13 protein-coding genes, 1 rRNA gene and 1 pseudogene are annotated in these 13,212 nt (G+C 38.2%); 11 read left to right on the forward strand and 4 right to left on the reverse strand.

Annotation, left to right across the window (positions count from 1 at the left end; all coding sequences use genetic code 11):
• Nucleotides 1–83: 83 nt before the first annotated feature.
• Nucleotides 84–199: ribosomal RNA gene (gene rrf / locus QH639_RS06590) — 5S ribosomal RNA — on the reverse strand.
• Between the two features lie 621 nt (nt 200–820).
• Here rrf and QH639_RS06595 point away from each other — a divergent pair.
• The 8 genes and pseudogenes from QH639_RS06595 to QH639_RS06630 form a co-directional block, all read left to right on the forward strand.
• Nucleotides 821–1,081: pseudogene (locus tag QH639_RS06595) on the forward strand (recombinase family protein); the annotation flags it as partial.
• An 88-nt stretch (nt 1,082–1,169) separates the two neighbouring features.
• The gene (locus QH639_RS06600) at nt 1,170–1,520 is read left to right on the forward strand and encodes a hypothetical protein (RefSeq protein WP_281115846.1); all 351 of its coding nucleotides are present in this window, start codon (nt 1,170–1,172) and stop codon (nt 1,518–1,520) included.
• 34 nt (nt 1,521–1,554) lie between these two features.
• The gene (locus QH639_RS06605) at nt 1,555–1,848 is read left to right on the forward strand and encodes a LysR substrate-binding domain-containing protein (RefSeq protein WP_281115847.1); all 294 of its coding nucleotides are present in this window, start codon (nt 1,555–1,557) and stop codon (nt 1,846–1,848) included.
• Nucleotides 1,849–1,920: 72 nt separating this feature from the next.
• Entirely contained in the window at nt 1,921–2,316 is a 396-nt protein-coding gene (locus QH639_RS06610; RefSeq protein WP_048395924.1) for a GntR family transcriptional regulator, read from the forward strand.
• 4 nt (nt 2,317–2,320) lie between these two features.
• Nucleotides 2,321–3,418 (forward strand): DUF1648 domain-containing protein, encoded by a 1,098-nt coding sequence (locus tag QH639_RS06615; RefSeq protein WP_131522124.1) that lies wholly within the window; start codon nt 2,321–2,323, stop codon nt 3,416–3,418.
• Between the two features lie 71 nt (nt 3,419–3,489).
• On the forward strand, nt 3,490–4,161 hold the full coding sequence (locus tag QH639_RS06620; RefSeq protein WP_131522125.1) for a response regulator transcription factor: 672 nt from the start codon (nt 3,490–3,492) through the stop codon (nt 4,159–4,161).
• Nucleotides 4,158–5,531, forward strand: a complete 1,374-nt coding sequence (locus QH639_RS06625; RefSeq protein WP_237899037.1) for a HAMP domain-containing sensor histidine kinase — start codon at nt 4,158–4,160, stop codon at nt 5,529–5,531. The genes QH639_RS06620 and QH639_RS06625 overlap by 4 nt, the downstream gene beginning before the upstream one ends.
• Nucleotides 5,532–5,602: 71 nt before the next feature.
• Nucleotides 5,603–6,010, forward strand: coding sequence for a hypothetical protein (locus QH639_RS06630; protein ID WP_131522127.1), 408 nt, complete (start codon nt 5,603–5,605; stop codon nt 6,008–6,010).
• 44 nt (nt 6,011–6,054) lie between these two features.
• Here the strand turns inward: QH639_RS06630 and QH639_RS06635 are convergent, their stop codons facing one another.
• Nucleotides 6,055–7,971, reverse strand: a complete 1,917-nt coding sequence (locus tag QH639_RS06635) for an SEL1-like repeat protein (RefSeq protein WP_237899038.1) — start codon at nt 7,969–7,971, stop codon at nt 6,055–6,057.
• Between the two features lie 238 nt (nt 7,972–8,209).
• Between QH639_RS06635 and QH639_RS06640 the strand changes: the two genes are divergently transcribed.
• From QH639_RS06640 to QH639_RS06650, 3 genes are all read left to right on the forward strand, one after another.
• On the forward strand, nt 8,210–8,923 hold the full coding sequence (locus tag QH639_RS06640) for a glycosyltransferase family 2 protein (RefSeq protein ID WP_259420333.1): 714 nt from the start codon (nt 8,210–8,212) through the stop codon (nt 8,921–8,923).
• 84 nt (nt 8,924–9,007) lie between these two features.
• On the forward strand, nt 9,008–9,268 hold the full coding sequence (locus QH639_RS06645) for a metal-sensitive transcriptional regulator (protein WP_004233098.1): 261 nt from the start codon (nt 9,008–9,010) through the stop codon (nt 9,266–9,268).
• 145 nt (nt 9,269–9,413) lie between these two features.
• Nucleotides 9,414–10,718, forward strand: a complete 1,305-nt coding sequence (locus QH639_RS06650; protein WP_281115848.1) for a transglutaminase domain-containing protein — start codon at nt 9,414–9,416, stop codon at nt 10,716–10,718.
• Nucleotides 10,719–10,736: 18 nt separating this feature from the next.
• Here the strand turns inward: QH639_RS06650 and QH639_RS06655 are convergent, their stop codons facing one another.
• Together QH639_RS06655 and argH are read right to left on the reverse strand one after the other, a co-directional pair.
• On the reverse strand, nt 10,737–11,684 hold the full coding sequence (locus QH639_RS06655; RefSeq protein ID WP_131522131.1) for an N-acetylglucosamine kinase: 948 nt from the start codon (nt 11,682–11,684) through the stop codon (nt 10,737–10,739).
• Entirely contained in the window at nt 11,681–13,195 is a 1,515-nt protein-coding gene (gene argH / locus QH639_RS06660) for an argininosuccinate lyase (RefSeq protein ID WP_131522132.1), read from the reverse strand. Before argH ends, QH639_RS06655 begins: the two co-directional genes overlap by 4 nt.
• Nucleotides 13,196–13,212 lie beyond the last annotated feature (17 nt).

The raw sequence follows: 13,212 nt of genomic DNA on the forward strand, positions 1-13,212 counted from the left end.
CTTCTTTTATGTATTGATGAATTAAAAATAGTCGGCTCAAATAAAAAAAGCCACTACTGAGTGTATCAGTAGCGACTTTTTGCGCCTAGCGACGTCCTACTCTCACAGGGGGAAGCCCCCAACTACCATCGGCGCTAAAGAGCTTAACTTCCGTGTTCGGTATGGGAACGGGTGTGACCTCTTTGCCATCATCACTAGACTTATTCGACCTCCAATACACGGCGTATTACTGCGTCAGCTGCTCTCGTTCAATCAGTCACGTACATAAGTACGCTCCTTCAATCACTCGTTTGCTTCCTTGTACTACTTGTGTCTTGAAGCTCTCTTTTTTTGTTGAAAGAGTTGTTCTTTCAAAACTGGATAAACGGTGCATTGAATGCTTCAAACGTTTTTGGTTAAGTCCTCGATCGATTAGTATTCGTCAGCTCCATGTGTCACCACACTTCCACCTCGAACCTATCTACCTCATCGTCTTTGAGGGATCTTACTTACTTGCGTAATGGGAAATCTTTCCTGTTGGTACAAAGATTTTTTCCACCAAAGAACGAGGAGATATTTTAATTGTTGAATCTGAAGGAGAAATCAAAAAATATCTTGCAATTGTTGAAGGGTAAACAAAATTCCTTGTTCAACAAACGTGGTGCTTTAATTAAATAGATAGAATGATGTATCCATCTCATACGAGGTGGTCTTTTTTATTTATACAGTGCCAAAACTTAATATAGTTTTGACACCAGAATGTTGATGCAGTAATATCAAGGTGTAAAAAGGTGTCATAACTTAGGTCTATAAGTGTAGTGCAGAAATGAGGTATTTTTCTATGATTTACGGTTATGCAAGGGTATCGACTGTATCACAGGAATTAGAGGTTCAGCTTCAAGTGTTGGAGAGTGAAGGAGCGACTGTTATTTATAAAGAGAAATTCACAGGAACGAAAACAGACCGGCCACAATTAAATGAGCTGCTGTCTAAATTAAATAAAGGTGACAAGCTTGTTGTAACCAAATTGGATCGATTTGCTCAAAACACTAAAGAAGGCATCGAGATCATTGAACGGTTATTCGCCGAATGCGTAAATTTATTAAAAAAATTTCCGTCATCGAAAGCGTTTTGTATCGTTACTACAGCGATGTAAAATGCTTTTTTGCTTCAAAAAAGGAGCAACTATCATGAAAAATAAACTAAAAACTTCACCAAACCAAGCAGTCCAAACATTTATTACATACGGCAATCAAAAAGGAGATCGGCAACTCAAAGAAGAACGCCTGCAGCAACTAGAAGAAACTTTAGCAGCACAAGGTATTTATCCTGGTGGGAAAGTACATAGGGTGCTAGAAAAATTGATTTATGATTTTACATACAATGGCATTATCAAAGTAAGCCGAGAGCATTTGAGTAACAAATTAGAGGTAGGATTCAATACAATCTCAACAGCTTTTAAGTATATGGAGCAATCAAAGCTATTATCCTTTCCAGAAACAAATCAGGAAAGACGAATAGTGGGTGTCGTGTCATTATAGATGCGCAACATATCAATTTTGAAAGCATTTTAAAATGAAAGAGCATCTTTTCTCATTATGTCAAACCTACCAAGTGAGACCATCAAATATCGCACTCCAATTTAATGGCATTCATGAAACAATTCGTTCAGTCATGGCGGGCTATGATGCAAATTTTATTTCTCCTCTTGCGGTTAGAGAGTATGTAGAGAGTGGGCAATTGGCGAGAGTTTATGTGAAGGATATACATGCCATTAAACATAAAATTGCAATTTGTACAAGGAATAATGAGAAGCAGAATTTACTTGTGCAAAGATTTATTGAAACCATAAAAAATTCCCCCATTTAAACATTTGAATCTCATGCAAGGTGTAGAGAAATTTGTTATATTAGTTATATAACAAATCTGGAGCTGATAAACATGTTTATTCAAATAGAATTTCAATCAGACGTACCTATTTATGAGCAGGTAACACGTCAAATTATCGAAGGAATTGCTAGAGGAGAAATGAAGCCAGGTGATACTTTGCCGTCTGTGCGGAGTTTAGCTGCCGATTTAGGTGTTAATATGCATACTGTTAATAAGAGTTATCATGAATTAGAGGCGAAAGGGATTATTACCATTCGGCCAAAATCTGGAGCTATTATAAGTTCAGCAGAGGAGAGAGCTTTATCACCTGAGCAACTACGTCAAATCGAAAAGAATTTGAAACCTGTTGTGGCAGAAGGAATGGTGCTCGGCGCAACAGCTGAACAAATTGAGCACATGATGAAAAAAGTATTTGCCGATTTGCAAATTCCAGCAGAGGGAGTGTAGCAAAATGCTACTTGGCGTTTTTATAACCATTTACATCATGACATTAGCTTTGCAAATAGTCGTTCCCTATATTGTAAGAGAGACTATCGTTTTTGGAGTCACAGTGCCTGATCAAATTATTAAGCATCCCCTCTTAGCTCAGTTGAAAAAACAGTATGTGCAGTTCGTAGGGGGCACAGGTATAGTATTTCTAATCATCATGATTATAAGTTACAATCAATTTGCTCCTTCTGAAGCTATTCAAAGTATTGTTTTATTAAGCTGTTTGTTTAGTATGCTTACAGTAAGTATGGCGTTGTATTGGATAAATCATCAAAAGGTATCGAAGTTAAAAAAACAAGAGCAGTGGGGTGCAAATATTAAACAAGTACGGGCAGTGGATTTAACTGCAAGAAGCCGTGATGAAATGCTTCCTTGGTCTTTTTTTGCTGTACCATTAGGAATATCCGTATTTTTGATCATTTACACATACCTTCATTACGATCTCATGCCAAATAATATAGCAGTACATTGGGGGCCAAGTGGCGAAGCGGATGCCTGGAGAAGCAAGACCTATTTTACGGCTATTTCACTGCCACTGGTAATGCTAATGATGCAATGTATGATGTGGGGAATTACCGACTCCATTAAACGTTCGGCAATTAAATTAGCTGTAAATCGCAAAGAGGAATCGTTGGAGGATCAGCTAAAAACACGAAAATACATGAGTTGGCAAATACTACTGATAAGTTCTGCATTAACAGCTTTATTAACAATTTTACAATTAAGCAACATCTATCCTTCTATGACAGTAGGCTATAAGCTATTACCAGTATTTATTTTGTTCTTAGTTGTTTTGCTGGGTTCATTACTGATATATGTGGTGAAAAAGTATAAACATAAAGTACGCTATGAAGCAAATATAGATTCCCAAGTAATGGACGTGGATGAGGATCGTTATTGGAAGGGCGGCTTAATTTATATGAATCGACAAGACCCATCCGTTTTTGTGGAGAAACGCTTCGGGGTAGGATGGACCATGAACCTTGCCAATCCTAGAGGCTATATTGTAATTGGTTTACCTTTTCTCTTATTGCTGTTGATTTCTATATTTTCGTTATAAAATAATAGTAATTTGTGCTGAAAAAATTCGTTCTATATGATCGGATTTTCTTATTAACTGGAGGTGGGCAGATGAAGATCCTTGTTGTCGATGATGATGTTCATATTTTACAGCTAGTCAATATTTATCTTACAAAGGAAGGCTACCAGGTGCTACTTGCTGAAAATGCAAAGCAGGCACTAGCCTTACTCGAAGGGAATCTGCCTGATTTAGCTGTTGTCGATGTGATGATGCCAGGAATGGATGGTTTTACACTAACAGAGTATTTAACTCAAGATTATGATATTCCTGTTTTATTATTAACAGCAAAAGGTGAGCTAGAGGATAAAGAACGTGGCTTTTTAGCAGGATCTGACGATTATGTTGTAAAGCCCTTTGAACCAAAGGAATTATTATTTCGTATAGCTGCAATTTTGAGGAGATTTGATAAAAAAAATCAAGTAACCATTCAAGTAGGTAAACTAGTAATTGACCGACGAAGCTTTGAGGTTGTAATAGGGGAAGATACACTTATATTACCTTTAAAGGAATTTGAATTACTGGCTTTGTTAGCATCACGACCCCATCAAGTGTTTACTCGTAGCTATATTATGGAACAAGTATGGGGCTATGACTATGATGGAGATGAGCAAACGTTAAATACGCATGTGAAGCGGATTCGTGAAAGATTAAACCGATATGACACGGCTGTTGAAATTACAACAGTAAGAGGTGTTGGCTATAAGCTAGAGGAAACAACATGAAAACGTTATATAGTAAGTTTGTTGTAACCACAATGCTAGTAATGCTCGGAAGCTTATGTATGGGCTTTCTGGCAACGAATACCTATTACCATCAAGTTGTAAAAGAAAAAAATGATGCGAAAAACGTTAGCATAGCACAGGATATTGTGCATTATATTGAGACAAACAAACCAGAAGATTTAAATAGCTATCTAACAACATTGGGTGAAATCGGCTATCAAATATATGTGACAACTGGTGAGGAGGGGCATTTTTTTGGCGGTCCATATCGTGATAAAACATTGTCAACATCTGTTGTGGAGCATGTTTTAAATGGGGAAACCTATCATGGTATGCGAGATTTTCCTAAAGAAACCTTTGTAACAGGATTTTTTGCTAACGAACTGAATAATACAATTGGTGTGCCATTTACCTATGAAAGCAAGTCCTATGCATTGTTCATAAGACCAGATATTCGTTTATTGTTTTCTGAGGTGCATACAATACTTGCAGGATTAATGTTGGTTATGACAGTACTGAGCCTTCTTGCCATGCTACTATTTGCTAAAGCATTAATTCGCCCCATTACGAAATTAACAGCAGCCACTCAACAGCTAGCGCATGAAAAATTTGATACAGTTCTAGATATTGATCGTGCAGATGAAATTGGCCAATTAGCATCAAGCTTTAATAGGATGACCGAGAGATTACAGGAAACTGATCGTACACGGAAGGAATTTATTAGTAATGTATCACATGATTTTCAGTCGCCTTTATTAAATATTCAAGGGTATGTAAATTTACTGAAAAATCCTTCCCTTACTGAACAGGAAAGACAGGAATATGCAGCAATCATTGAGCTAGAAACAAAACGCCTATCTACATTAACCAAGCAGTTATTATTATTAACCTCCCTTGACCAATCGACAAGAATTGTAAAACGTGAGTCTTATCGTTTAGATGAACAGCTCAAGGAAACCGTACGAAAGTATCGTTGGCAAATGGAAGAGTCACAGCTTCAAATATCGTATAAGCTTGAGCAAATTATTTTTGATGGCGATGCAGGGCTTTTACAAAATGTATGGGATAATTTACTGACAAATGCCATTAAATACAATGTAGAGGGTGGACAAATACATCTACGTTTACAAAAAAGATCTACTTCACTTGAAATTCTTGTTGAGGACAGTGGGATAGGAATGACTGAGGATCAATTAGCAAAAGTATATGACCGTTTTTATCGCGCTGATGCGTCTAGAACCAAGCAAGGGACAGGACTAGGATTAGCGATTGTCAAACAAATTGTTGAGCTACATGGAGGGACCATACAGATGCAAAGTACGGTGCATGCAGGCACAAAGGTTTATATCCATCTACCAATTTTGTCATAAGGAGTTCATATAAAGTTCATGTTCACACGATAAACTGCTACTTAGTTGAAACATAACTAGGGGGTTATCGTATGGAACAAAAGTGGAGCATACGCCTTATTCGATTAGCGGCAATTTTTGCTTTAATCGGCACGTATTTAGGTTCACATATGTCGGGATCAGGTAGCTATGAATATAGACCGATACATGCACATATTTTACTTGTTGGCTGGCTTAGTATGTTTGCCTGGGGTATTTTTTATCGAGCCTTCAAAGTGAAATCACAAAAATTAGTAACCATTCATGGTTGGACAGCTATTGTAGGTGTTCTGGGCTTAACGTTAGGCATGTGGTTTTACAATATAAATCCATTTAATTTTGGTAGCACTTTTACATTAGTCTTCTTTATTGTAGGAGGAACTACGCTATTAATTAGCTTTGCTTTATTTATTGTTGTAACATTTATGATTCAACAACAAAAGGATACTAGCAGTCATTAATAAAACCTACCGTGTCTTATGTGATGCGGTAGGTTTTAATATATTTATTTAATTTCTTCAAGTGACTTTTTCAGCCATCTTGTCGCCTCTTGATAGTCTTGTGCAACACCATGCCCTTTTTTGTAGAGCATACCAAGCTGGAATTGAGCTTTTTGATGCCCTTGATTAGCAGATAGTCGATAAAGCTGGGCAGCCTTTGCAAAGTCCTTTGGTACGCCCTGTCCATGAATGTGCATTTGGGCTAATTGGTATTGTGCCTTCATATGTCCTTGTGACGCAGCCTGTTCAATCCATTTAGCTGCCTCTGTGTAATCCTGTTCTACCCCTTTACCTTTATCAAATAAATTGCCCAGTTGATACTGCGCACCTGCATGTCCTTGAATGGCTGCAAGGCGATAACATCTGCGTGCCTCCTCAAGATTCAAGGCTACCCCTAATCCCTGTTCATATAGTAGGCCTAATTGATATTCTGCTTGAATATGTGATTGATCGGTTGCTGCTCGCCACCATTTCACGGCCTCCTTATAATTTATAGGAACAGCAGTGCCAGATGTCAGTAATAGGCCAAGCTCATACTGTGCATCTGCATAGCCTTTTTCAGCGGCTGTCCTAAAATATGACATTGCTTTGGCTGGGTCTTGAAGCTGATATACATATAGACGTCCTAGCTCGAAGCCAGCGCTGATATGGCCATTGTCAGCAGCTAGTAGTAGCCACTTTTCTGCTGACACAAGATTCTGCTCTTTTTCATACAGCAGGCCAAGACAGTATTGAGCATTTAAATGTCCTTTATGTGCCGCTAGCTTAAACCATTTTAGAGCTTCTATATGATCTTTCATCATTCCTTGCCCAGCATTATAGAGCATGGCCAGTTGAAACTCTGCATTCACATGGTCCTGTAAAGCAGCCATATGAAACCATTTTGCCGCTTCTTCTTGGTTTTGGGGAATACCACGCCCTTTAAGATGCATATAGCCGAGATTGTATTGAGCACTTGCATCTCCAGTTAGGGCAGCCATTTTGAAATAAGCGACGGCCTTATCATAGCTTTGCTCCAAACCCGTGCCATTATGATAAAGAAAGCCTAGATTGTTTTGGGCACTAGTATTACCTTGATTGGCAGCTAAGGTATACCACTTGGCAGCTTCGTTAAAATTTTGAGATAGGCCTAAGCCTTGATTATAGAGTACACCTAAATTGTATTGGGCGTCAGCATTCTCTAAATCAGCCGCTATTTGGTAATGACGTGCAGCCTCTAGATAATCCTGTATAACACCTTGGCCTAGATGATAAAGTACACCGAGGCTATAGTGAGCATTTGCGTCATTTTGTGCGGCAGCTCGTTCATACCACATTTTTGCAAGCCTATAGTCCCTTTTTACCCCTCGACCATGATTGTAAAGAGCACCTAAGTTATATTGAGCGCTTGCATCTCCGTTCTGGGCAGCTACTTCAAACCATTTGACAGCATGTTCGTAAGCCTCTTGAGACTGCTCATGCTGAAGTATATTTTCATCAAATATTGAAGGAAGTTCTGTGATATGAGAAGGCAGGCGGTTGGATTTGAAGCTACGATCATAGCGCTTCATAAACCATTCAACAATATCGCTAAGATAATCTAAAACAATTTTAGCTGCTTTGGCTTCTACAATGTCATTACTAGTATGGCTTGTCATTTTATGAATTAGATTCATCAATAAATAAATCCGACGAGGATGAATTTGCCCTACAAAACTTCGATTATTTAATAGCATTCGGACATTTTTGAATTTAGGTTCGGTATGCATTTCCAATCGATAAATCTCATATAAAATTTCCTCTAATACAAAAAGTGACTTCTGTAAGGATTCTGCTGGGGTTGAAATGGCGAGCAAACTAGCATCCTGTAAATTTTTAGCTAATATTGTGAAGGACAGCTGTCTTAATTTTTGACATTGTTCTTCAAGATTTTCATAATGCATGACGAAAGTACTCACCTCTTTCAGTTAATTACCTCGGCGTCATTGCAAGCATTTTCCTATTAAACCTTTTTACAAAGCGCCTCTTCATCTCTTTGTTCATATATCGGAGAAAAATCGATATTATTGATATGTTTTAATGGGATTCATCAGTTGAATTGTTGCTGTTACATGATACTATTTGATATAAGGGAGATTCGTAGCTACGGAGAACCTGTCAGCCTTTAGGTGGGGGATCGAAATGAAAAATATTGCAGCTATTATACCAGCATATAATCCACAACAATCACTCATTACCTATGTACATCAATTATTAGCAACGACTATTACTCAAATCATCATTGTCAATGATGGGAGTGATCAAAAATATAAAGATATTTTTGAAAACCTAGATAAAATTGAACGCTGCCAAGTACTCCAGCATGATTGCAATATTGGTAAGGGTAGCGCACTTAAGACCGCCTTTGCATATATACGAGAACAACAAGCAAGGTGCCATGGTGTCCTTACAGTGGGGGCCCATGGGCAACATACTTTACAAGATGTGAAGCTTGTTTTAACAATGACAAAGGTGTTTTCTGAAGGGATTGTGCTTGGTGTACGTAACTTTCGTTCAACTGATAGTACATTTCTTTCTTACTGGGGAAATCGTGCAACAAGCTTATTTTTCGAGTTACTGTATCATAAGAAATTAATGGATACACAAACAGGTTTACGTTATATTTCCATCAATGAGTTGCCTTGGTTAATGAAAGTAAAAGGTGAACGCTATGATTATGATACAAACATGTTAATTGCTGCACTTAAAAGAAAGTGTCCAGTTTTCGAGGTAGAAATTGGGCAATTACGTATAAAGAAGAATTCAATAATTCAGTACGATGAAATAACAAACGCTGGTACGATTATTACGAGAATGCTCATAAATTATTTAAAGCCAAGGAATAGTAACGGCTAGGTTTAAATTTAAAATAATGAGCTAGGATAAAGAATAACGATCACTCATTAGAGCGTAGCGAGTATAAGAGAAGGAGCAATGTATATGGAATATTCAGATCAAGTGAAAAATCGTGTGAAACGGATGGAAGGACAGCTACGTGGCATTTTGAAAATGATGGAGGAGGAAAAAGACTGTAAGGCAGTCATTACACAATTATCAGCAGTACGCTCTGCTGTAGACCGTACAGTTGGGGTTATTGTTAGCACAAACCTATTGGAATGTGTACAGAATGCTGAAGGGGATGGCGAAAAAATGAACGAAGCCATTCAGGAAGCAGTTAATTTAGTGGTGAAAAGTAGATAAAAGATATGAATTTCGTAACAACAATATAAAGTAGAGTGACTAAAAACTTTCTGAAATCAACAAACAAATATTAACAAGCACAAATGGACCCTTAAGTGAGTTCTTTGTGCTTTTTTTGTATATAATGTAAGGAAGACGGTTGGAGGTGAGGAGTTTGTGGAAGAAATTGGCTATAATTGCCATTATTATTATTTTTATTGATCCTATTTATACGGCTGGTAAGGCTGTTGTTCAGCAGGTGGTCGATTGGACAAATAATGATGAAATAGAAACTATGCTACTGTCAACAAAGGACAAGATCGTAGATGTTACTGCAAGACTTTCAGATAATGCCTCAATTGAAACAGCCCTACCTATAGAAGATGTCCATGAAGCGGAGGTAGCCCCTACAGCTCCACCTATACAGAAACCTGAAACAAAGTTAGTGGTGACAAATGCCAAGGAGCTAGCTGATGCGATGTATGCGTATTATAATAGCTTTTCACCAAAGCTTGAAATTCAATATAAAGGGAATACACAGCGAATTGAACAAATTGTAGAAGAGGCCTATAACAATGCTATCAAACGCGATGACTATGTTTACGGCCATGTAAGTAAACATTCAATTCGATATGAATATGGGCGAAATAAAGCGACTATTTTTGGAGAACAGAGCTATTTAATGACGCCAGAGCAGGCGGCATATGTAGAGATGAATGTTCAAGAAATTATCGCTAAGATTAGTAAAAAATCTATGACGGATGTAGAAAAGGTACGAGCTGTCAATGACTATATTGTGGCCAATACTTCCTATACAGAACAAACGAATTCTAGCCCACACAGCGCTTATACGGTTCTTGCCGAGCACGGGGGAGTATGTCAGGGCTATGCTTTACTTGCTCACTCTATGCTTCAAAAATTGGGTATTGAAACAAAATATATCGTGGGCTATGTAGGTCAAGAGGGACATGCGTGGAACCTAGTCAAGTTGGATGGACAGTGGTATCATCTTGATACAACATGGAATGATCCAGTACCAGATCGTAAGGGCGCAATACGCTATCAATACTTTTTAGTAGATGACCGTACAATGGCGAAGGATCACACGTGGATTGCTGAAGACTATCCAAAAGCAACAAGCACACTATATAGTTATTATCATGATATAGATTTCCCAGCACAGGTTGGAGACCAATTGTTTTATAGTAATATTGCAGATGATAATAAGCTATATGTACTAGATATGAAAACTGGTAAAACGAAGCGTGTCACAAATTCTCGTGCACAATATATTGTTTATTCGGATGGTTGGCTCTACTTTAGTAATTATTCCCGAGGGGCGTATTTAACAAAGATTCGTCCGGATGGTAGTGGAGAAGAGGTACTAAATAGGGAGGATTCGAAGGATTTATTTATAAAGGATGGGTATCTCTATTTTACGACGAATGAATTGAAGAGACTGGCACTTTAAAAAGAAAAGGGCAATGACTTATAAACAGTCATATGCCCTTTTAGTTCGTTCAATTAAATAAGTAATAGGCTGATGCTGACAAAGGGTAATGTCCACTTGAGGATACATGCAGGTTATTTCATCTGTGAAATTCTTTAAAATGAGTGGATTATGTTTAATGGCTCCACCATTACAATATAGAGTAAATGGTGAATTCTGATAGTTAATTTTTTTCAATACAGCATTCGCCAGAATAGCTAGTTCATGGGCTGCTTGCTGAGATATTTGGATGGCGCATGCGTCTTCTTGCTCGACTGCCTTTGCCACAAAGGAACCCATCTTGGCCAATTGTGCATTTGTATAGGAAGGGCGGAAGAGCCATTCAGCGAGCTCTGTAACATCTTGTATACCTAAAGATTGATAGACAGCTTCCTTTAAGAGTGTTGGTTTCCCGCGACCATCCTCCATTTTAAATATAGCTCTTACGACTTCCTGCCCTAGCCAATATCCACTTCCCTCATCGCCAGCCCGATGTCCCCAACCTCCTGCACGTACAATCCGCCGCCCATCAAAGGCATAGGCAATAGCTCCTGTTCCAGCGATGAGTAGTGCACCTGCCTGTCCAGCAGTCACACCTAATAGTGTAGCCTCAGCATCATTTTCAATAATCATTGTGTCTATTTGTAGCTGTGTGAACTTAAGAGCATTTTGAACAATAGCTACGACAGCTGCATGATCCTTCGGAGAATCAATACCCGCTAGAGCAAAGGTAGCTACAGCAATTTGAGAATTAGGATACTTTTGCAAAAATGTTTCAACATTTGCTAAAAGCTCTTGTAAAATTGCTGTAGCTGATTCAACACCAATGGCTTGATAATTAGAGCCTTTAGCGGATATAGAATATTCAATGTCACCAGATTCAGCATGAACAACTGCACATGCTGTTTTTGTCGCCCCACCATCAATAATTAATAACCATTGCTTCATTGATTCCATTCCTCTAGAAAGGCTGTTAGCTCTTTTTCTGCTTCAATAATGGAATTTTCCTTTAAGCGAATCCATTCATAAAAATCGTGTGCATTCAGTTTGGAGCGTTCAAGAGCAGCTTTCATAGTGGCTGGAGCGGGTCCACCTAGTAATGTTCGTACACCAACAAAAGATTCTGGTTTTAATGTCTTATAGAAATCCTCTTCTGAAATAGTTAATTCCTTGCCCGTGATCAATTTCGATTGTGTATTTGCAAGTCCCCATGTAAGACTAGCTAATGATTCCTCTCCATGAGCAAGTAGAACCTTAATACATTTACTAACAATACTATGTGCTTGCCGGAAGGAAATTCCCTCTGAACGGACTAATGTATCAGCTAGCTCAGTGACATTCGCAAAGCTATTTTCAGCGCGATTTTTTAACTTCTTCTTATTGACATCCATTGTAACAACAAGCGAACCAAACAACTTGTAAATACCAATTAAGCGGTCAATGGCACGCCATAAATAAGGCTGCATATCATCCTCAGTGTCTACGATATCTCCAAAAGGTGTATTATGTACCATCTGTAATACTGTACTTGCATCTCCTACAACCGCAGATAGTAATGAGCGTGTATGTTCTATAGAAACAGGATTACGCTTTTGAGGCATAATAGAGCTTATTTGCACATATGGACTTGCGAGTGTAAACGCATTAAACTCCTGAGTAGCCCATAATAAAAAATCTTGAGAAGTACGGCCAAGGTTGAGTGCAGCGAGCTGTATAATACTTGCAGCCTCAGCTATATAATCTGCCCCTGCAACCGCATCCCATGCATTTTCGATAATATCATCAAAAGCTAGTAGATCACGCATACGTTCTCTACTAATATTAAAGCCTGTCGTTGTTAAGGCAGCGGCTCCCATACTGCTACGATTGACCGTTTTATAGACATGCTGCATTCGTTCAAAATCACGCTCTAGCTGGTCGATGACGGCCTTTAAATAATGGGCGAAGGTTGTAGGCTGGGCCTGCTGTGTATGTGTGTAGCCAATCATAATGGTATCGACATGTTCCTCTGCAGCAGCGATTAAATCATCACGTAATGTTAGTAACTCGCGCATTAATAATAATAATTTTTTTCTTAATGTCATTCGATAGATGGCGATACCCATATCATTTCGGCTTCTGCCAATGTGAAGATTTCCAGCAATATCACCAGCAAGCTCTATTAATTTATTTTCAATGCGGAAAAATAAATCCTCATATTGGGGACTGTAATCCTCTATACGATAATAGTTTAAGTCAATTTTTTTTAGAGCTATCCCAATTTGCTTTGCTTCATCTTTTTTTACAAGTCCTTGTTCTTCTAACATTTTTAAATGAGCAATATTGATTTGTAGCATAATTGTTAAAAAATTTTTCTTTGCTTCATCATAAGCTGGCTGTAAAACAATTTTTCGATAGATGTTAGAAGGGAATATCATCCCATCTTCCAGCTGTGTTTTATTGCGAAAATCTTCAAACATTGTCATGGCCCCCTAAT

The organism is Lysinibacillus sp. 1 U-2021, from assembly GCF_029916965.1.
In the GTDB taxonomy this organism is placed as follows: domain Bacteria; phylum Bacillota; class Bacilli; order Bacillales_A; family Planococcaceae; genus Lysinibacillus; species Lysinibacillus capsici.